Source organism: Sphingomonas pituitosa NBRC 102491, from assembly GCF_001598435.1.
In the GTDB taxonomy this organism is placed as follows: Bacteria; Pseudomonadota; Alphaproteobacteria; order Sphingomonadales; family Sphingomonadaceae; genus Sphingomonas; species Sphingomonas pituitosa.
On the sequence record NZ_BCYY01000009.1, the window covers coordinates 83,554 to 102,985 of the forward strand.

The following is a 19,432-nucleotide window of genomic DNA, read 5'->3' on the forward strand; positions in this document are numbered from 1 at the left end:
GACCGTGCCAGCGGGAGGGGCGGACGCCCTAGTGCAAGTGCGGCCCGGCTCGGCTACCGGGAGGGAATGGGCAGGGCTGGCGATCGCATTGCAGGAACCGCATCGGCGTTGCAGCGCGGCCTGCGTCTTTTCGTGCTGGGCCTGTGTGCTGCGCTGCTGCTGCCTGGGGCGGGATGGGCCGCGACGCCGGAACGTCCGCTGGCGGAGCTCCGCCACACCCGCTGGACGCTGCGCGACGGGGCGCCCTCCAATATCCGCGCGATCGTGCAAGGCCGCGACGGCTTTCTGTGGCTCGGAACCGCGACCGGGCTATACCGGTTCGACGGTATCCGCTTCGAGCGCATCACCCCCATCCGGGACGACAGGCGCCGCTCGCTGCAAATCACCGCGCTGCTCGCCGCCCGGAACGGCGACCTGTGGGTCGGGTATGATTATGGCGGCATCGCGGTGCTGCGAGGCGGCAAGCTCCGCGACGCCAACCCCTGGAAGCCGAGCGGCGGGGTCGACGCGATCGTGCAGGCGCGCGACGGCTCGATCTGGGTCAGTGCCGACAGCCGCGGCGAAATCCAGCTCTCCCGCCTGAAGAACGGCAGCTGGACGAAGATCGGTGCCGCGCAGGGCTTTGCAGGCGGGCGCATGGGGCCGCTGCTGGCAGCCGCCGACGGCAGCATCTACGTCGCCTCGCCGCCTGCCCTTCTGGTGATGCGTCTGGACGCAGCGCGGTTCGAGCGGCTGCCGCTCCGCGCCGCGAGCAGCGCAGCGCTGGCCGAAGATGCGCAGGGGCGGATCTGGATCGGCGACGACACCGGGTTGCGCCGGGCGGACGGCAGCGGTGCCACGCTGCCGCTGGGCAGCGCCAACACGCCCTATGTGCGGCGCGGCATGCGCTTCGATCGCAGCAACAAGCTGTGGGTGACGGGGCTGGACGAGGGCCTAGTGCGGCTGTCCGTGGACGCAACGTCGCCGGTGCGTGCGGAGCATCTTGCCGCCGCCCAGGGACTCACCTCCTCGCTCACCGTCGCCATGGCGCAGGACCGCGAGGGCAATGTGTGGGTCGGCACCGAATCGGGGCTCGATCGCTTTTCTGCCAGCAACATCCTGCGCATCGCGTCGAACGAAGCGCTGGTCACCGGTTTCGTGGGGGGTGCCGACGGCAATGCGCTGTTCATCGCCGGGCTCGCCGGTGTCTATCGCATCGCGGCGGGCACGGCCGCGCCCGAGCTGGTGTTCGCCAAACAGTCGATCGGCGTGCTCTGCGGCGACGATCGCCGCCTGCTGACCTTCAGCCTCGCCGGCAACTTCCTGCTCGCGCTGGAAGGGGGCCGCCTGCAGCGCGTCGTCAAGGTCAGCGAACCGCTGTCGGTGGTGTGCGCGCTCGACCGGCAGGGCAATTTCTGGTCGGGCATGGACAAGGTCTATCGCCTGTCCGGCAACCGCCTTGTGCCCGGCCCCGGCGACGGCGGGCTGCGCACCGGGACGGTGAGCAAGCTCCTCCCCTTCGAGGACGGGTTGATCGTGGGGCGCGCCAGCGGCGGCCTGCGCCGATATCGCGGCGGGCGCGAGGTGCCGCTATGGCCACGCGAAGCACAGACGATCGGCGCCTCGAGCAGCCTGCAGGTCGACGGCAAGTACCTTCTCGTCGGCGGCGAAGCAGGCCTGGCCCGCTGGGACGGACGGCAGCTCGTCCAGCTCAGTGCCCGCGATTATCCGTTCCTCACCGGCATCATGGGCATCCACCCGACACAGGACAACCGGATCTGGCTGATCGGGAGCAACGGCATTCTGCGGGTGTCGCGAACGGCGCTGGACGCCGCCTTTGCCCGGCCGGGCACCTCGCTGCCGATCGAGCGCTTCGGCTATTACGAGGATTTTCGCGCGCGCTCCAACCTCAACGTGATGCTCGGGAACGACATCGCCGAAGACGCCACCGGCAGGCTCTGGTTCGCGACGAACAAGGGCCTCGCCTATATCGATGTCGCCGACATCGCGCGGAACCGCCTTGCGCCGCCCGTCGTCGTCCGGGGCCTGACCGCGAACGGACGCAGCTGGGACGTGAGCAGCGGCGATGTCGAGCTGCCCGCCGGCACCGATCAGCTGGTGATCGACTATACCGCACTCAGCCTCGTCGATCCGCAGGCGAACCGCTTCCGCTACCGCCTCGAAGGCGCGGACAAGGACTGGAACGACGCGCAGGACCGGCGTGAGGCGCTCTACACGAACCTCGCGCCGGGCAGCTATCGCTTCCGGGTGATCGCATCGAACAATGACGGCGTGTGGAACGCGCAGGGCGCGACGCTGGTGCTGCGCATCGCGCCTCGCTTCTACCAGACCTGGTGGTTCGCGCTGGCTTGCGCGGCCGCGGCGGTGCTGCTGCTCTGGCTGATGATCCGGCGCCGCGTTGCCGTCGTCGTCGCCCGCGCCCGGGCTGGCGTGCAGGCGCAGCTGGAGGAGCGGCTGCGCATCGCGCGCGAGCTCCACGACACGCTGCTCCAGGGGTTCCAGGGGCTGATGCTGCACTTCCAGTCGGCGGTCGAGCAGCTGCCGCGCGAGCACGACGCGCGCCGCCTGCTGGAGGGTGCGCTGGACCGCGCGGACGACGTGTTGCTCGAGGGGCGCGAGCGTGTGCGGGCGTTGCGCGAAACCACCGGGCCGGTCGCCTTGCGCCCGCGACTGGGAGCCGAGCTTGCGCCGATCATCCAGGGGGCCCTGCAGCTAGAGATCGAGGAGGTCGGGCGGGTGCGCCCATTGTCTGCGCCGGTGGCCGAGGAAATCGCCGCGGTCGTCCGCGAAGCCGCGGCGAATGCGGTACGGCACGCGGACGCCCGCCGGCTGCAGATCCAGCTGCGCTACGGGCGCGGGCAGTTCCGCGTGATCGTACGCGACGATGGCCGCGGCATCGCGCAGGATCGCTCGCGCAGGTCGGGCCCGGGGCATTACGGGCTGATCGGCATGCGCGAGCGGGTGGAACGCCTGGGCGGCCGGTTCTCCATCGCCGCCGATCGGCCACGCGGCACGCGCCTGGAGCTCCGCCTGCCGGGCAGGGCGGCCTACGCCTAGGCGCAGGCCGCACGCGATCACGCCACGGTCAGCCGCGTCTTTCGTGCGGGGGGCCTGATCCCCGCCGCTGCCTCAATAGGCCCAGTCCAGCTGCAGCCAGAAACGACTGGTGTCGGCGGCGAAGCGGTCCGCATCGTAGCGCGCATAGCGGACCGACATCTGCGTCTTGCGCAGCTTCGCGGTGGCGAGCAGATTCCATTCGTCGCCATAATGCTGGTCCAGCCGATCGCTCTGGTAGCGGTGCCACACCGCCTGCAGCGACAGCGCGTCGATCCTGCCCAGCTTCTTCCAGCCATGGCCGCCGCCCGCATAGAAATCGCGCACGCCGTTGGGCGGGGTGGTCGTCAGCTTGTCGGCCCAGCCCTGGAACTTGAACACGCTGCCGAGCGGGGTCTGGAAGCTGGTGAACGCAGCCCCGCCATCGGCACCCAGCACTTCATAGCCGGCATTGAGCGTCCATCCGCGCACGTCCAACGCCGCATCGGCCAGCCAATAGTCGGCCTGGTAGCGGCTCGGATTGTGGTGATAGTCGGACTGGCGCGCCCAGCTCAGCTGATAGCGCAGCTTCGCCTGGGGGCCGATCGCGCGGGCGCCGGCCAGCCGCACGCCGTAGCTCTGGTTGGACAGGCGGAAGCCCTGCACCTCCGCCTCGTCCTGATCGACCAGATAGGCAAAGCCGGTCAGCGTGCCCAGCGGCGTGGCGGCGCCGAGATTGGCGAAGACATTGTGGCCGCCCACCCCCCGCTGGCGGGCACCGCGGCCCTCGGTGCCCCAGATGGTCCGCACGTCCCAGGCATAGGTGAGGTCCAGCTTCAGGCCCTTCACCGGCACGATCTCGGTGCGCACCGCGTCGAACGTCTGGGCGTTGTTGCGGATCTGCGCGGCGCCGACGAAGCGCTCGTCGTCGAGCATGATGCGCTGGCGGCCGGCCGTGACGGTCAGCGGCGCCGAGCGATACTGCAGCTGCGCCCGGTAGATGGCGACATTCTCCGGGTCGCCGATGATCGGTCGATCGGCGGGGCCGTGCAGCCCGTCATGATAGTCGCCGACCACCGCGAGATTGCCCTGCGCCTCGCCCAGTGCGGCGAAGCGGCCGTGGCGCAGCTCCACGCCGGCGCGAACCCGGATCGTCACCGCGTCCGATGTCTCGGCGAAGTCCGCCTGGTCGAGATGCTCCCAGCGCGCACGTGCCTCCAGCAGCGGCTTGAACGCGACCTGCTGCGCGAAGGCCGGTCCGGCGGCGACCAGCGCGGTGGCGGTGGTAATCCAGAAACGCATATGCCCCCTTTCGCGGAACGGCGGCGCTACCTGCCCGATCGCTTGCCTCCCAGTTACAAAGTTTGTCCGAGCATTGGGCCCGGGGTCAAGTTTCTGCGGAAATCGGGCGGGATTCCGGTTAGCAAGGGCAAACAGTCCGCATGGGAGAGGTGCGCATGAAGGCTTGGAGAGCAGCGTTGATCTGCGGCGCGTTGGCGTCTGCGCTTCCGGGTGGGGCGGCAGTGGCGCAGGCCGGGGGGCCGGTGGTAGCGACGCAGAGCGGCAAGGTGCAGGGCGCGGTCGAGGGCGGCGTCGCAAGCTGGAAGGGCATTCCCTTCGCCGCGCCGCCGCTGGGCCGCTTGCGCTGGCGCGCGCCGCAGCCCGTGGCGGCGTGGAGCGGCATCCGCCCCGCCACCGAATACAGCCATGACTGCATGCAGAAGCCGTTCCCGAGCGACGCGGCGCCGCTGGGCACCGCCCCGGCCGAGGACTGCCTCTATCTCAACGTCTGGAAGCCTGTGGCGGCGAAGGCCAAGCTGCCGGTGATGGTGTGGATCTATGGCGGCGGCTTCGTGAACGGCGGTTCGTCGCCGCCCACCTATGCCGGCGCGGCGATGGCGAAGCAGGGCGTGCTGTTCGTCAGCTTCAACTACCGCGTCGGGCGCTTCGGCAGCTTCGCGCTGCCCCAGCTCAGCCGCGCGAACCCCGACGGGCTGCTCGGCAACTACAATTTCATGGACCAGATCGCCGCGCTGAAATGGGTGCAGCAGAACATCGCCGCGTTCGGCGGCGATCCGTCCAACGTCACGATCATCGGCGAAAGCGCCGGCGGCATGTCGGTGCACACGCTGGTCACCTCGCCGCTGGCGCGCGGGCTGTTCCACAAGGCGGTGGTGATGTCCGGCGGCAACGCCCAGACCGCGAAGAGCGCGACGCTCAAGGATGCCGAGGCGATCGGCGAGAACCTCGCCCGCGCGCACGGCATCGATCCCGCCGCGCCCGACGCGCTGGAGAAGCTGCGCGCGCTGAGCGCAGAGGAAGTGACCGACGGCCTGAGCATGATCGAGCTGTTCCAGCCCAAGCCTGGCCCGCGTACCTATGGCGGGCCGATGCTGGACGGCACGCTGCTGGTCGATCAGGAAAAGGCCTATGCCGGTGGCGCCTTCGCGCATGTGCCGATGCTGATCGGCGCGACCAGCGCGGACATGGGCGGCAAGACCGGCTTCATGATTGCCGGCGCCCGCGAGGCCAGCGCCCGCATCGCCGCGCAGAAGGTGCCGGTGTGGGAGTATCGCTTTTCCTACGTCGCGGATTCGGTCGGCAAGCCGGGCGCCGGCCATGCCACCGACATCCCGTTCTTCTTCGACAATGCCGCGATCAAATATGGCCCGGCGACGACGCCGAAGGACGTGCAGGTCGGCAAGACGATCAGCGCCTATCTGGTGAACTTCGCCAGGAAGGGCGATCCGAATGGCGCCGGGCTGCCGGCCTGGCCGCGCTTCACGACGAAGGACGATACCATCCTCGACTTCGCGGCCGACGGCAAGGCGGTCGCGGGGCGCGATCCCTGGGGTGCGGAGATCGACGCGGCGGCGGCGAAGCCTTAAAGCCAGCCATTCGCGCGCGCGGTGCGGCCAGCCTCGATGCGGTTGGCCGCACCGAGCTTGCCCGCCGCTTCGGAGAGGTAGTTGCGGACCGTCCCCGGCGAGAGGCCCAGCCGGCGGGCGATATCCTTGTTCGACAGCCCTTCCTCGGCGAGCCGCAGCGCGTCGCGCTCGCGATCGGTGAGTGGGTCGCTCCCTGCCTCCCAGGCCGCGGCGGCGAGTTCGGGCGGGATCACCCGCCCGCCCGCCGCTACGGTCCGGATCGCGGCGACCAGCGTGTCGACCGGCGCGTCCTTGAGCAGATAGCCGCGCACCCCGGCCGCGCGGGCGCGGGCGAGGTAGCCGGGCCGCGCGAAGGTGGTGACGATCATCACGGCGGTACGCGCCCTTTCCGTGGCAAGGATCTGGGCACAGTCGAGCCCGGTGCGCCCGGGCATCTCGATATCGGTGAGCAGGATGTCCGGCGTGAGCGTGCGGACCAGGTCGAGCGCCGCGTCGCCGTCGCCCGCCCGGCCGACGATCGCGAAGTCGGCTTCGAGCGCGAGGAGCGCGGCGATCGCGCCGAGCACGAGCCCCTGGTCCTCGGCGATGACGATGCGGATCATGCCGGCACGCTCGCTTCCAGCCGCGTGCCGGGCTGGAGCGCCTGTAGTTCCAGCCGTCCGCCCGCCGCGACCAGCCGCTGGCGCATGCCGCGCAAGCCGTTGCCCTCTCGGAAGGAGAGACCGACGCCGTCGTCCTCCACCACCAGCCGCGCGTCGCCGGGGCCCGCCTCGAAGCCGATCGCGCAGCGCCGCGCGCCGGCATGGCGGATCACGTTGGTCACCGCCTCGCGCAGCGTCATCGCCAGCACCGCGCCGGCGTCGGCGGGGACCGCGCCGGGGTCGCCGGTGACGATCGGTTCGATACCCGCAGTCTCCAGCGCCGCGAGCGACGCCGAGGTTTCGTGCGCGAGGGTGCCGCCCATCTGCCCCGCCAGCGCGGCGCGCACCTCTGCGAGACCCGAGCGCGCCGCCTCGGCAATCGCCGCAAGCTCAGCCTTGGCTTGCCCGGTATCGAGGTCGATCAGCTTGCCCGCCAGATCCGCCTTGAGTGCAACCAGCGTCAGCGTGCGGCCGACCACGTCGTGCAGGTCGCGGGTGATCCGCTCGCGCTCGGCGGTACCGGCAAGGCGGCGTACCTCCTCCTGGCTGGCGAGCAGCGCCTGGGTGCGCTCGTAAAAGGCGAAGCTCGACATGGTGGCGACGCCGCTCATCACCACGAACAGCACCCCTGGCGCGAACCACAGGATCGGCTGGTGCCAGGCAAGGCCGGTTACGGCGGTGGCTACAGCGATGGCGGCGATGCCGATCCCCGCATGCCGGCGAGACCGCAGCCGGGCGACCGTCACCCCCGCATAGATGCAGAAGGTCGTCCAGCCCAGCGGCAGCCCCGCGACCGCGATGCCGAGCGCCAGCATCGCCAGCGCGATGGGAATGATCGCCCGGTCGGGAACGCGGATCGAGGCCAAATAGAGCGGCAGGAACAGCCCGACCGCCACCGCCGCCACGAAAATGGTGGTGGCGTCCGGCTTGGCCCAGAGCCAGGGGAAGGGCACGAAGATCAGATAGGCGAGCCAGGGCCAGCCATTCCCCCGCAACCGCTGATAGGACGTCTCGGTCTGCATGGTGCCAGCCTCGCGGAGGACGGGGTGCGCGGTCAAGCCGGGCTCCGCCGCCAGCCGGTCCAGGCCCAGGCGGCCCCGGCCACCGTCATCGCGATTATGGCTGCGGCGTGCATCCAGGGACTGCCGATGGTGTCTGCGCCGACGATAACGCGCGCGAGCTGGCCGAGATGGTAGGACGGTGTCCACGCGCCGATCATCTGCATCCAGCCGGGCAGCAACCGGCTCGGGATCCACAGCCCGCCCAGCACCGAGCAGCCGAGGAACAGCGCGTTGGCGACGGCGACGGCGCCCTTGGCGCTCATCCGCATGCCCATGCCGAAGCCGATCAGCGCGAAGGGAATGGCGGAAGCGAGGTGCAGGAGTGTCAGCAGCGCCCAGGTGGCTGGCGCCAGGCGTACGCCCGCGACGATCGACAGCGCATCGATCAGCACCAGCGCCAGCGCGGTGGTGGTCACCGCCGCCGCCAGCTTGGCCCCGACATAGGCGCCCGCGGGCATGGGCGAGACGCGCTTGAGCTCGATCAGTCCCTGTTCACGTTCCACCGCCACACCCGCGCCGAAGCCGAACAGCGCGGGGCCGGTTGCCGCAAACACACCATAGCCGGCCAGCGTCGCAGCAGCGAAGCCGGGCGCGGGATCGTGCGGCAGGGCCAGGGTGAACAGGCCGTAGAAGCCCGCCGGGGTCAACACCGTGGGCAGCAGGAACTGCGGCAGGCGCAGGCTGCGCTTCACTTCGGTCAGCGCCTCGCGGCGCCAGACGCCGGTCGGAAGAGCGAGTGCGGTCATGCGGCGATCCTTTCCTGCGCGGGCGCGAGCAGCGTCGCGATGGCGTCTTCGAGCGTGGCATCGGCGATGCGCAGTGCGGACAGCGCAGGGTCGGCGACCAGCAGCGCGGCCACGGTTCCCGCGGCATCGCCGGTGAGGATGCGCAGGTCCGCGCCCTCCATCACCGCCTCGCGCGCCGCCGGGAGCAGCGCGGCGACCGCGGGTTCGAGCGCGGTGCGGCAGCGGATCACCGATCCGCCTGCCCGCGCCCGCAGCGCGGCGGGCGTGTCGTCCGCGACGATCCGGCCCGCGTCCATCACCAACACCCGATCCGCCAGCGCATCGGCCTCGGCCAGGTCGTGGCTGGTCAGCAGCACCGCGGCACCGTCGTCGGCGAGGGCACGTACCGTGCCCCACAGCGTCCGCGCCGAGCCGCGGTCCATTGCCGCGGTCGGCTCGTCGAGCACGAGCAGGTCGGCGCGGCCGCAGATCGCCAGCGCATATTGCACCCGCCGCGCCTGCCCGCCCGAGAGCGCGCCGCAGCGGCGATCGGCCAGGTCGGCGATGCCGGCCAGCATCATCACCTCGTCGAGGGGGCGCGGATCGGGATAATAGCCGGAATGCAGCGCCACCAGCTCGCGAATGGTCAGAACGTCGGGCAAGCCCGCGCTCTGCAGCATCACGCCGAGCCGGCGGCGGGCCGCCGGGCGGCGCGGGTCCAGCCCGAACAGCTGTGCGGTGCCCGCGTCCGGCGCGAGCCGCCCGGTGAGCAGCGCGACCGAGGTCGTCTTGCCCGCGCCGTTCGGCCCGAGCAGTGCGGTCACTTCCCCGGCGCGAATGCCCAGGTCCAGCCCGTCGAGCACGGCGCGGCCGCCGAGCCGCTTCGATACGCCGGATAGCCGCGCCACCGCGGCAAGATCGTCGGTCATCCCTCGAAACCCCTTTTCAGAATGCGCCGATCCTGCCGCACGCACCGTCCGCCCGGCAGTGACAGATGTCACCTCCCGGCCATGTCATCGCACAGGGGAAGCGGGCCGGATGATTGTCACTCGCAACAGGAACATGGCCAATTCACAACCGCTTAGGCTTCGACTGCCACCAAGACGGAGCTGCCCCCATGTCGATTCTGGACCAGGCGATCGCCGCCATCACGCCGCCCGAAAGCGAACAGGATCGCCGCGAGGCGACCGCCAAGGCCGAGGCGCTGGCACGGCCCGGCGACTGGCTGTCGCAGATCCTCGGCCATCACCGCGAGATCGAGGCGCAGTTCGAACGGCTACGCGCCGCCGCGCCCTCCGAGCGCATGGCCGAGCAGAAGCGGCTGGGGCTGCTGCTCACCGCCCATTCGATCGCCGAGGAAGTATCGGTCTACCCCGCACTCGCCGCCGATCACCAAGTCGGCCATGCCGAGCTCGCCTATCAGGAACAGTCCGCCGCGAAGATGGAACTGGGCCTGCTCGAACGGCTCGATCCTGCCAGCCAGGATTATCACGACAAGCTCGAGCATATCCGCGGCGCCGTGCTCCACCATGTCTATTCGGAAGAAGGCACCTGGTATCCGAAGCTGGCGGAGTCCGCGGGCCCTGCCGATCAGCAGCGCGTGACGGCGCGCTATGCCGAGGAATATGCGCGGTACATGGGGCGGGAAAACCAGCTCTTCGCCCGCTGACGGATGCGACGGAGGCGGCCCATACCGCCTCCGGAACGCTTGTCGGTCCCGGCGGTTCTCCTCCCTTGTTCCGGATCGGCAACAAGGGGAATCGAATGCGCGGGCGGTGGACCTCGGCTATGGTGCTGCTCGCGCTGGCCGGCTGTTCGGGAAATCGCGGCGGCGGCGCCCCGTCGCATGCGAAGGACCGGATCGAGGTCGAGCCCGAGCTCTCCACCCTAACCCTGCCGCTGGAAGCCAATCTCGACGATCTGGCCGCGACCCTGGAACGGGCAGTGCCACGCCGCCTGTGGGACATCGACAAGCCGGATCAACCCTGCGTGCAGCCCAAGAAGATCGATCTGGGCATCGCCAAGGTCAAGACGCCGACGATCAAGTGCCGCATTGTCGGCGAGGTCACGCGTGGCCGCATGACGATCGGCGGCGAGGGCCAGGTGATCCGGCTGGCGATGCCGCTTCACGCCGTCGTTCGCGCGGAGGATATCGGCGGCATCCTCAAGCGCGAGACCGCGACCGCGGATGCCACGGCGCATGCGGTGATCCGCCTCTCGCTCGGCCCCGACTGGAACCCGCGCGGCACGATCAACATCGACTATGACTGGGCGAATGTGCCGCATGTCGACATCCTCGGCCAGCGCATCGAATTCACCGACAAGGCCGATCAGAAGCTGGCGCCGGTCATCGCCAAGCTGGAGCGCGAGCTGCCGCGCGAACTGGCGAAGCTGGGCGTGCGCCAGAAGATCGACGATGCCTGGCGCTCGGCCTTCACCACCCTGTCGCTCAACCGCGAGAACCCGCCGGTGTGGATGCGGGTGACGCCGAAGCAGCTGCGCTATGGCGGCTATGCGATTACCGGCAAGCGGCTGGAGCTGCGCCTGGGCATGCAGGCGACGACGGAAACCTTTGTCGGCCAGAAGCCGGCCGATCCTGCCCCCACCCCGCTGCCGCCGATGCAGCCGCTGCAGGGGGAGATCGGCAAGGTCGCGCTGTTCCTCCCGGTGATCGCCGATTATCGCGAGCTGGAGCCGGTGCTGATGAAGGCGCTGGTCAAGCGTCAGGCGCGGCCATTCGACGTGCCCGGCGTCGGTCCGGTGCGCGCGCAGTTCGAAAAGGCGACGATCTACGGCACCAAGGGCGGCCGGATGGCGGTCGGCCTGCTGTTCGCGGCGGAGGACGTGGCCGGGCGGATCGGACGGACCCGCGGCACGGTGTGGCTCACCGCCACCCCGGTCAACCTGCCCAATTCGCGCCGGGTCGACTTCCAGAATCTGGGCGTCAGCGGCACCACCGACATGACCGGCGGCGACCTCATCCTCCAGCTGATGAACGCGCCGGGGATGAGCAGCTTCATCGCCGCCGCGCTGACCCAGAATTTCGAGCGCGACTATGCCGAGCTGCTCGGCAAGGTCAGCCGCGCGATCGCCAGCCGGCGCGAAGGCGTGCTGCGCATCGACGCGCGGATGGCGCGCACCCGCACCGGCACGCTCCAGGCCTCGGGCCAGGGGCTGTATCTGCCGGTATGGGCGGAAGGCACCGCGACGGTGCGGCTGGCGCGCCCGGGCTCAGGCGGAAAGGAAGACCACGCCCGGTAGTGCGATGCCCTTGGCAGCGGGGCCGAGCTTTCCATCGGCGCCGATCGCCAGCCGGGCGATGTTGCCCGAACGCTCGTTCGCGACCAGCATCTCGCGATCGCCTTCGCGCAGCAGGAACAGCCGCGGCCAATGCCCGCCGCAAGCAGCATGCTGGAGCGGGGTCAGCCGGCCGTCGCGCGCAATCGCGAACACTGCGATGCTGTCATGCCCGCGATTGGAGATGTAGAGCCGCGTGCCGGCCGCGTTGACCGCGATATGCGCGCCGGCCGATGCGCCGGTAAAGCCGTTGGGCAGCGTCGACAGTGTCGCCAGCGCGGTGAACCGGCCGTCGGGATGTGCGCGCAGCACCGTCACCGTGTTGGCAAGCTCGGTGACGAGATACGCGATCGGCAGATTGGGATGACGGGCGAGGTGGCGCGGGCCGGCGCCCGCCTCGGTACGATAGGCGATGCTGGTGTCGACCGCACCGCCGGTGCCCAGCCGGTGGAGGAACACCGCGTCCGCGCCGAGATCGACCGAATGCAGCTGCGCGCCACCGGCTGAGAAGCCTACCCAATGCGCGTGTGGACCGGCCTGGCGCTCGCGATTGGGGCCGCTGCCTTCATGCTGGATGGCGCGTGCCTCGCCGACCGGACGACCGGCCCGGTCGAGCGTGAACAGCGCGACGCTGCCGCTCGAATAATTGGCGACCGCCAGTCGGCGGCCATCCGCCGAGAGCGCGGCATGGCACGGGTCCGCGCCGAGCGTCGATGCTCCGGCGATCTTCGCCAGTCCGGCGGTATAGACGCCGACCATGCCCTGGGTCTGCTCGTCGAGAAGATAGCGCATGCCGGTCGCGGCCGAGCGGACGCCGAACGAAGCGTTGCGGATCGCCGCCACCGGCGTGCCCGCGTGCCAGCCCTGCGCCCCGCGCGCCAGCGGCACCAGGCCGGGGCCGCCCTCGTTCGCATAGGTGCCGGCGATCAGGCCGCCGGTCGTGCGGGCGAGCAGCGTGGTCGGGCAGGCGCCCAGCGCCACGGCGGAGCCGACCAGCGCGCGGCGCGTCAGCGGGAATGCGGAAATAGTCATATCCTATTGAAGCCTTTCGGTTTCTTGCCGTCAACGCTGAACCTTCGCCGGCCTCGCGCGCTGAACCCCGAGCAACAGGGAGCAGCGCCATGACCGACGTACCGAGCCGCCGCGATCTTCTGAAAGGTGCCGCTGCCGCCGGCGCCGCTACTGCCGCCGGACCCGCCTTCGCGCAAGCCGCGAGCAACGTCCCGGCCCCCGATCCGCAGACCAAATATACCGACAAGCCCTTCCCCGAGCAGCGCCAGAAATGGCCGGCGCTCCAGCGCGAGATGAACCCCGTGCCCGATTGCGGCGAGCGCAGCTATCGCGGATCGGGCAAGCTCGCAGGGCGCAAGGCGCTGGTGACCGGCGGCGATTCCGGAATCGGCCGCGCCGCCGTGATCGCGTTCGCGCGCGAAGGCGCGGACGTCGCGATCAACTATTTCCCGAGCGAGGAGCCGGATGCGCAGGATGTCGCCAAGCTGCTCCGCGCCGAAGGGCGCAAGGTGGTGCTGCTGCCGGGCGACCTGACCGATCAGGGCTTCTGCGTGGATCTGGTGAGCCGCGCGCATCGGCAGCTGGGCGGGCTTGACATCCTGGTCAACAATGCCGCCTACCAGCAGTCGAAGGCATCGATCGCCGAGATCAGTTTCGAACAGTTCGATCGCACGCTGAAGACCAATCTCTATGCGATGTTCTGGATCACCAAGACCGCGATCCCGCTGATGAAGCCGGGCTCGGCGATCATCAACACCGCGTCGGTCAATTCGTTCGCGCCGGAGAAGGAACTGCTCGACTATGCCACCACCAAGGGCGGCATCGCGATCTTCACCAAGGGGCTGGCCAAACAGCTCGCCAAGCAGGGCATCCGCGTCAACGCCGTGGCGCCGGGGCCGATCTGGACGCCGCTGCAGGTCGCCGGCGGCCAGCTGCCCGGCGAGATGGGCAAGTTCGGCCAGGATACGCCGCTCGGCCGCGCGGGCCAGCCGGCCGAGTTGGCACCGCTCTATGTCGCGCTCGCATCGAACGAATTCAGCTATACCGACGGGAGCGTGTTCGGCGCGAATGGCGGTACCGGCGCGGTGTGACGCGCCGGCTACCGCTTACCGGCCGGGGCGTCCAAGGTGGAAGGAGATCGGCGCGCCCTGAGCGGTGCAGGCCACCCCGTCCTCCGGCCGGTAGCTGCTGGTATAGCGGAACCCCTTCGCTGTCGCTTCCGCCGCACTGTCGAACACGAAGGCCGGATAGGCACTCACGACACGCGGCGCGATCGTCTTGCCGTCCGTCGTCACGTCGAATTCGGTGCGCACCCAGCCTTCGAAGCCGAGCCGCTGCGCCGATTGCGGAAAGGCGTTGCTGAGGTCGCCGGTACTCCGCACCGCAGGCTTCAGGCCGAGCAGGGCGCACTGGCGGCTGGTCAGGCCCGTCTGCTCGAACGCATGCCGCGCGGCATCGAGGTCGTTCTTCGACGCAGCGAGATTGGCGCGCTGCAGCCACGCCGCCACCTTCAGCGGGTGCCGTTCGGGCAGGCCCGGCGTCTCCACCACCGCAGACAGCAGCCCATCCGCGTCGGAAGGGCCGCCTGCACGATAGCCCGGCATGGCGATCAGCAGGCGCAGCGTTGCGGAGACCAGCGGATCGGTCTGGAAATCCGGGCGGGCAAGCAAGGCGCGCAACGCGCCGGCGCCCCGCGTCGTACGCTCTGTCCGTGCCTTCATGATCGCGGCATAGGCCCGGACGGGCGCCGGCGCGGCCAGCGTATCGCCCAGCTGCACCGCCTCGGCGATCAGCGCCTTGCGCTCCCCCTCGGCAGCGACGCTGTTGCCGCCCAGCCCGACAGCGGCGGCGAACATCGCCGCGGAATCCTTTTTCGACCGGGCAGCCGCCAGTGCCGCACGCTGGAGCGGCGCGGCCTTCGCATCGGGCATCGCCTGCCACCCGGCATCGACGACGCCCTTGCCCTGCAGCCAATCTGCGGTGGCGGTGGCGAGCGGCAGGGTCAGCGCAGGACGCTCCGCACCGGTGGTGCAGCGCAGTTCGACGCGCGTCGTGTAGCGGAACAGCGGGGGAATGTTGCGGACGTCCTCGGGCGTCCACGACCAACCGGCCACCTCGCGGGCGAAGGCGATGGCAGCGTTGCGCCCTGCCGGCGCATAGATCGGCAGAACGCCCTCGACATGGCCGTCCTCGGCAAGCGAGAACTGGACGATCGCGATGTCTCCGGGCTTCAGGCCGGTCGCTTCGCCACAGGGCGGCAGGCTCATGTCGCGCGCGCGCTCGAACGGCGACTTCTCGAAATGCCCAGCGCCGGTATAGGCGAGATATTCGAAGGCCTTGTCCTTGTCGTTGTTGAGCCAGGCGGCAATCGCGAGGTCCGAGCGGGTCGTGACATCGGCGACGCCTACCTTCAAGGTCAGCCCGCCCTGCTTGCGAAGGCTGTCCTTCAGCTCGGCATAGGCTTCCGGCGCACGACCCGCGTTGAGCAGGGCGCGGGCATATTGGGTCTGCGCCACCGCCTTCGCCCTCTTGTCGAACCCGGGATCGGCGGACGCGATGCGGTACGCCTCGGCGGCGTAGCGGACCCCCTCGCCGTCCTGATCGAACATCGCCACCTGGCTGAGCGCCATCAGCGGCCTGATGCGGTCGCTTCCGGTCGTGCCCTCCAGCGCCAAGCGATATTCTGCGATGGCCGTCGCATAGTCGAAGTCCAGCATCGCGAACTTGCCGAGCGCCAGATGCGCCTGCTGGACCTCATCGGCGAAGCCGCGGCCCTTGGCGGCGAGGACGGGCAGGCCACGGCGGATTGCCGCCTGCCCTTCCTCGCTCCGCTCCAGCTGCGCAAGGCAATAGCCCTTGCGTACGTCGACGGCCGCGCGGACGGTCGCATCCGCCATCACCTTGGCATTCTTCTCGATCTGCTCGAATGCCTGCACCGCGGCTTCGCACTGCCCATCGGCGGCGGCCTTGGTCGCCTGGTCGAAGAGCTGCTGCAGGGTCGGCGTGCCCGTCGCCGGTTTCGGGGCCGTCTGTTGCGGCGCGGCCTGCTGGGCACCAGCCAACAGTAACGCGAGAATCATCGAAGACATTATGCTACCCCCTCCCCCCAAAGGACGCCCTTTCAAATCATGCTCCGATAAGGAAGTCGAGCGCGATGCTTGCCTTGGCACGAAGTTTCTGCGGAATTCTCTGTATCTTGTTGTTCCTGGGCGAAGCACGGGCACAGTCGGCAGATTCCGCGCACCTGCCGCCGGAGACGATCCTGCTGTTCGTCGCGTCCTGGTGCGCGCCCTGCCATGGCGAACTGGCCCAGCTTTCCGAGATCGGGCGCGGCGCCCAGCCGTACCGCATCCTCGTCGTGCCGTTCGACGACAGCCGGGCGACTCGGGCGATGCTGAACGCCGTTCCGGCAGCGCAACGCTGGCAGCCCGACCGCGCGACCCAGCGTAGCCTTGCAGCGGAGGTGGAGCGGCGCAGCGCCGGCCTGCCGTTCAGCCTGGTGATCGATCGCGACGCGCGCATCTGCGCCGCGCATGCCGAGGCGCTGGACGCGGCCAAGGCCGCCGCGATGGTCTCCGCCTGCCGCCGGTAACGCTTCGCTAACCATAAGTGCGAGCCGGCGCTTAACCTTATCCCCCTAATAACCAAGACATTCCCAGGACGCGATCAAAGGAGCGCGGGGCGTGTCAAGCGTAACGAAACGAGCCATGGCGGCAGGATCCGCCCTGGCATTGGCCCTGCTCGCGGCCTGTGACGGCGGCGGTGGTGGCGGCGGTGGATCCGCGGGCGGCCTGGTAGCAACCCCGGCGATCCCCGCGCCGCTGCCTGCCGCCGGCACCGCGCTCGACGATTCGGTCCGGCTCGCCCAGCAGGCGAGCTTCGGCCCCACCGTCGCGCTGGTCGACCGCATCCGTAGCCTCGGGGTGAACGGCTGGCTTGACGAACAGTTCGCCGCAACCGGCAGCACCTATGCCGATCTCGCCGTGGACGTCCGCGCCGATTCCTGCGCGGCTGGCGATACCGCCTGCTCGACGCAGCGCTTCACCCGCACGCCGGCAGCGATGCGCTTTTATGCCGATGCGGTCGCCGCGCCGGACCAGCTGCGCCAGCGGGTCGCCTTCGCCCTGTCGCAGATGATCGTCGCTTCCGAAGCCGCCGTGCGCTCGACGGCCGGTATCGCGGCGTTCAACCAGCTGTTCCTCACCCATGCCTTCGGCAGCTACCGCGAGCTGCTGCTGGCGGTGACGCTGAACGCCTATATGGGCGACTATCTCGACATGGCGGACAGCCGGAAGGGCGCCCCTTCCGAGAATTATGCCCGCGAGTTCCTCCAGCTCTTCACCATGGGTCCGGACAAGCTGGGCATGGATGGCAGCATCCAGCGCGACGCAAGCGGTGGCCCGATTCCCAACTATACCGCCGACGACATCCGCGAGATCGCGCGCGCGCTGACCGGCTGGACCTATGCGCGCGTCGGCAGCGCAGCCGCGACCGACGGCATGGCCATCGCCTATGGCCAGCCGATGATCGTCACTCCGACCCGGTACGACAGTGCCGAGAAGCGGTTCCTGGGCACCGTAGTCGCGGCGGGCGCGTCGCAGCAGGCGAGCGTCGCCGCAGTCGTCGATGCCGCGTTCAACAACGCCTCCACGGCGCCCTTCGTCGCGCGGCACCTGATCACCCATCTCGTCACCCCCAATCCCTCGCCCGCCTATATCGGCCGCGTCGCCGCCGTGTTCGCCAACAACGGCAGCGGCGTGCGCGGTGACCTGAAGGCGGTGGTCCGCGCGATCCTCACCGATGCCGAGGCGCGAGCGCCGCAGGGAACGAATGCCGGCAAGCTGAAGGAGCCGGTGCTGGCGATGACCAGCCTGGCGCGTGCGATCGGCTTCACCACCGACGGCTATGTCTTCCAGGCACGCGACGGCACCTTCGGCCAGCCGGTGATGCGGGCGCCCTCGGTGTTCAACTTCTACCCGGACGATTTCCCGCTGCCCGGAAACGCCACGCTGCGCAGCCCCGCCTCCAAGCTGCTGACGAGCGCCAACCAGCTGCGGCTGCACAATCTGGTCTATGACTGGACGGTGAGCGGCGACGCGACCCGCAGCGAATATGCCGCGGTGACGACGCTCCCCGGCACCTCGGGCACCGCACCGGTCTGGGCCGATTGGGAGGCGTTCGGCGACAATGTCGACGGGATGGTCGATCGCATCGACCTGCTCCTGTTCGCCAAGGGCCTGACCAAGGCGCAGCGCGATGCGCTGAAGGCGGCGGGTACCGCGGTCGCCAATGCCGATCCCAAGCTGCAGGCCCGGAAACGGGCGCAGATGATGCTCTACGTCGCGGCCACCAGCCCGATGTTCCTGGTCGATCGCTGAGGAATTCCCCCATGCCGCTCTCCCGTCGCGATTTCATTCGCCTCACCGCCGGCACCGGTGCGCTCGCGGCGCTCGGCCAGTTCGGCCGCACCGCCGCCATCGCCGCGCCCACCGGCAGCTACCGGGCCATGGTCGGCATCTTCCTGTTCGGTGGCAATGACGGCTGGAACATGGTGATCCCTACCGATGCCCGGCACAGCGCCTATCTGGCGTCGCGCGGCAGCGTCGGCATCCAGCGTGCCGCGCTGACCCCGCTCACCAACAGCGCCTATGCGCTCCACCCGGCGATGGCCGCACTGCGCCCGATATGGGACGAAGGCTCGCTGGGGCTGGTGCTCAACGCCGGCACGCTGTTCGCGCCGCTCACCAAGGCAACCTACCAGTCGCGCACCGACCTGCGCCCCGCCAACCTGATGAGCCATGCCGACGAGCAGGACCATTGGCAGGGCCTGCGCGCCCGCGAGACCAGTCGCGACGGCTTTCTCGGCCGCATCGCCGACAAGATGCCCGCGAGCAGCTTGCCCCCGGTGATGTCGCTGGCGGGGGCGACCGTGGGGGTGCTCGGCCGCCAGACCACGCCGCTGATCCTGCCGACGGGCGGTGGTCTGCCCGCACGCAGCGGCTATGCGGCCGGCAGCAGCGCCAAGAACGGCGCGATCACGGCGCTGGGCAGCAATGGCGACGGCAGCGCGGTGCTCGACAGCGTCGCGCAGACGCTGACCCGCAACTATGACCAGGCGACGACGGCCAACACCATCCTTGTCGGCACGGCGCCGACCGACGCCTTCTTCGTCAACCCGTCGACCGGTGCTGCGCTCACCAGCGACCTCGCCAGGCAGCTGATGGTGGTGGCGCGGATGATCGCCGCGCGCGGCACGCTGGGCCATGCCCGCCAGAACTTCCTGGTCAGCCAGGGCGGGTACGACACCCATGCCGGGCAGGTGCAGACCGGCAACACCGCTGCGGGCTTCCATGCCAACCTGCTCGGCGATCTCGCCATGGCGATGGCGGGGTTCCACAAGGCGATGGGATCGCTGGGGCTGGCGAACAACGTCACCAGCTTCACGATGAGCGACTTCGGCCGCACCTATCTCGGCAACGGCCAGAGCGGCACCGATCACGCCTGGGGCAGCAACCACCTGGTGATGGGCGGCGACGTCGCCCCCGGCGCGGTGCTGGGCAGCTATCCTGATCCGGTGCTGGGCGGCGCCGACGACATCACTCGCGAAGGCCGGTTCGTGCCGGGTGTGGCGCAGGAGGAATATCTCGGCGCGATCGCCCGCTGGCACGGCGTCGCCGATGCCGACATGCCCTATGTCTTCCCCAACTGGTCTACCTGGAGCAGCGCCGGGCGGGGGCCGCTGGCGCTGTTCCGCGCCTGAGCCGCCCGCCCCCGGG

At 69.8% G+C, this 19,432-nt stretch carries 15 protein-coding genes; 8 read left to right on the top strand and 7 right to left on the bottom strand.

Annotation, left to right across the window (positions count from 1 at the left end; all coding sequences use genetic code 11):
* Positions 1–108: 108 nt before the first annotated feature.
* On the top strand, positions 109–3,057 hold the full coding sequence (locus tag SPI01S_RS09715) for a sensor histidine kinase (RefSeq protein ID WP_245653539.1): 2,949 nt from the start codon (positions 109–111) through the stop codon (positions 3,055–3,057).
* 72 nt (positions 3,058–3,129) lie between these two features.
* On the opposite strand, the gene SPI01S_RS09720 is transcribed toward SPI01S_RS09715, so the two are convergent.
* Complete coding sequence (locus SPI01S_RS09720; protein ID WP_066721633.1) at positions 3,130–4,335, bottom strand: alginate export family protein; 1,206 nt, start codon at positions 4,333–4,335, stop codon at positions 3,130–3,132.
* A gap of 155 nt (positions 4,336–4,490) precedes the next feature.
* Between SPI01S_RS09720 and SPI01S_RS09725 the strand changes: the two genes are divergently transcribed.
* Complete coding sequence (locus tag SPI01S_RS09725) at positions 4,491–5,921, top strand: carboxylesterase/lipase family protein (protein ID WP_066721765.1); 1,431 nt, start codon at positions 4,491–4,493, stop codon at positions 5,919–5,921.
* On the opposite strand, the gene SPI01S_RS09730 is transcribed toward SPI01S_RS09725, so the two are convergent.
* From SPI01S_RS09730 to SPI01S_RS09745, 4 genes are read right to left on the bottom strand one after another with little or no spacing between them, the layout of a single operon-like run.
* Complete coding sequence (locus SPI01S_RS09730) at positions 5,918–6,523, bottom strand: response regulator transcription factor (RefSeq protein WP_066721635.1); 606 nt, start codon at positions 6,521–6,523, stop codon at positions 5,918–5,920. The two genes, SPI01S_RS09725 and SPI01S_RS09730, sit on opposite strands and share 4 nt — an antisense overlap.
* Entirely contained in the window at positions 6,520–7,620 is a 1,101-nt protein-coding gene (locus SPI01S_RS09735; RefSeq protein WP_245653540.1) for a sensor histidine kinase, read from the bottom strand. The genes SPI01S_RS09730 and SPI01S_RS09735 overlap by 4 nt, the downstream gene beginning before the upstream one ends.
* On the bottom strand, positions 7,617–8,369 hold the full coding sequence (locus tag SPI01S_RS09740) for an ABC transporter permease (protein ID WP_066721640.1): 753 nt from the start codon (positions 8,367–8,369) through the stop codon (positions 7,617–7,619). Before SPI01S_RS09740 ends, SPI01S_RS09735 begins: the two co-directional genes overlap by 4 nt.
* The gene (locus SPI01S_RS09745) at positions 8,366–9,277 is read right to left on the bottom strand and encodes an ABC transporter ATP-binding protein (protein ID WP_066721642.1); all 912 of its coding nucleotides are present in this window, start codon (positions 9,275–9,277) and stop codon (positions 8,366–8,368) included. The genes SPI01S_RS09740 and SPI01S_RS09745 overlap by 4 nt, the downstream gene beginning before the upstream one ends.
* 188 nt (positions 9,278–9,465) lie before the next feature.
* Here SPI01S_RS09745 and SPI01S_RS09750 point away from each other — a divergent pair, with 188 nt between their 5' ends.
* Both SPI01S_RS09750 and SPI01S_RS09755 read left to right on the top strand, forming a co-directional pair.
* A complete protein-coding gene (locus SPI01S_RS09750; RefSeq protein ID WP_066721644.1) occupies positions 9,466–10,017 on the top strand; it encodes a hemerythrin domain-containing protein in 552 nt (183 codons plus the stop codon).
* A 95-nt stretch (positions 10,018–10,112) separates the two neighbouring features.
* The gene (locus SPI01S_RS09755) at positions 10,113–11,609 is read left to right on the top strand and encodes a DUF4403 family protein (RefSeq protein WP_066721767.1); all 1,497 of its coding nucleotides are present in this window, start codon (positions 10,113–10,115) and stop codon (positions 11,607–11,609) included.
* Here SPI01S_RS09755 and SPI01S_RS09760 read toward each other — a convergent pair.
* Positions 11,580–12,677, bottom strand: coding sequence for a lactonase family protein (locus SPI01S_RS09760; protein ID WP_066721646.1), 1,098 nt, complete (start codon positions 12,675–12,677; stop codon positions 11,580–11,582). The genes SPI01S_RS09755 and SPI01S_RS09760 overlap by 30 nt on opposite strands.
* 89 nt (positions 12,678–12,766) lie before the next feature.
* Between SPI01S_RS09760 and SPI01S_RS09765 the strand changes: the two genes are divergently transcribed.
* Complete coding sequence (locus SPI01S_RS09765) at positions 12,767–13,747, top strand: SDR family oxidoreductase (RefSeq protein WP_066721648.1); 981 nt, start codon at positions 12,767–12,769, stop codon at positions 13,745–13,747.
* A 15-nt stretch (positions 13,748–13,762) separates the two neighbouring features.
* Here the strand turns inward: SPI01S_RS09765 and SPI01S_RS09770 are convergent, their stop codons facing one another.
* Positions 13,763–15,745, bottom strand: coding sequence for an energy transducer TonB (locus SPI01S_RS09770; protein ID WP_084253367.1), 1,983 nt, complete (start codon positions 15,743–15,745; stop codon positions 13,763–13,765).
* A gap of 107 nt (positions 15,746–15,852) precedes the next feature.
* Here SPI01S_RS09770 and SPI01S_RS09775 point away from each other — a divergent pair, with 107 nt between their 5' ends.
* The 3 genes from SPI01S_RS09775 (at position 15,853) to SPI01S_RS09785 (ending at position 19,416) form a co-directional block, all read left to right on the top strand.
* Positions 15,853–16,248 (top strand): TlpA family protein disulfide reductase, encoded by a 396-nt coding sequence (locus SPI01S_RS09775; protein ID WP_157084626.1) that lies wholly within the window; start codon positions 15,853–15,855, stop codon positions 16,246–16,248.
* A 115-nt stretch (positions 16,249–16,363) separates the two neighbouring features.
* Positions 16,364–18,034 (top strand): DUF1800 domain-containing protein, encoded by a 1,671-nt coding sequence (locus SPI01S_RS09780; protein WP_084253368.1) that lies wholly within the window; start codon positions 16,364–16,366, stop codon positions 18,032–18,034.
* Positions 18,035–18,045: 11 nt separating this feature from the next.
* Positions 18,046–19,416 carry a DUF1501 domain-containing protein gene (locus tag SPI01S_RS09785; RefSeq protein ID WP_066721656.1) on the top strand — a complete coding sequence of 457 codons (1,371 nt, stop codon included), beginning with the start codon at positions 18,046–18,048 and terminating at the stop codon, positions 19,414–19,416.
* Positions 19,417–19,432: the final 16 nt, after the last annotated feature.

Bases quoted from the DNA above. Each gene is read 5' to 3' on its own strand.
- SPI01S_RS09780 (WP_084253368.1), top strand. From the start codon at position 16,364: ATGGCGGCAGGATCCGCCCTGGCATTGGCCCTGCTCGCGGCCTGTGAC.
- SPI01S_RS09725 (WP_066721765.1), top strand. From the start codon at position 4,491: ATGAAGGCTTGGAGAGCAGCGTTGATCTGCGGCGCGTTGGCGTCTGCG.
- SPI01S_RS09740 (WP_066721640.1), bottom strand. From the start codon at position 8,369: ATGACCGCACTCGCTCTTCCGACCGGCGTCTGGCGCCGCGAGGCGCTG.
- SPI01S_RS09730 (WP_066721635.1), bottom strand. From the start codon at position 6,523: ATGATCCGCATCGTCATCGCCGAGGACCAGGGGCTCGTGCTCGGCGCG.
- SPI01S_RS09785 (WP_066721656.1), top strand. From the start codon at position 18,046: ATGCCGCTCTCCCGTCGCGATTTCATTCGCCTCACCGCCGGCACCGGT.
- SPI01S_RS09720 (WP_066721633.1), bottom strand. From the start codon at position 4,335: ATGCGTTTCTGGATTACCACCGCCACCGCGCTGGTCGCCGCCGGACCG.
- SPI01S_RS09750 (WP_066721644.1), top strand. From the start codon at position 9,466: ATGTCGATTCTGGACCAGGCGATCGCCGCCATCACGCCGCCCGAAAGC.
- SPI01S_RS09760 (WP_066721646.1), bottom strand. From the start codon at position 12,677: ATGACTATTTCCGCATTCCCGCTGACGCGCCGCGCGCTGGTCGGCTCC.
- SPI01S_RS09755 (WP_066721767.1), top strand. From the start codon at position 10,113: ATGCGCGGGCGGTGGACCTCGGCTATGGTGCTGCTCGCGCTGGCCGGC.
- SPI01S_RS09770 (WP_084253367.1), bottom strand. From the start codon at position 15,745: ATGTCTTCGATGATTCTCGCGTTACTGTTGGCTGGTGCCCAGCAGGCC.
- SPI01S_RS09745 (WP_066721642.1), bottom strand. From the start codon at position 9,277: ATGACCGACGATCTTGCCGCGGTGGCGCGGCTATCCGGCGTATCGAAG.
- SPI01S_RS09765 (WP_066721648.1), top strand. From the start codon at position 12,767: ATGACCGACGTACCGAGCCGCCGCGATCTTCTGAAAGGTGCCGCTGCC.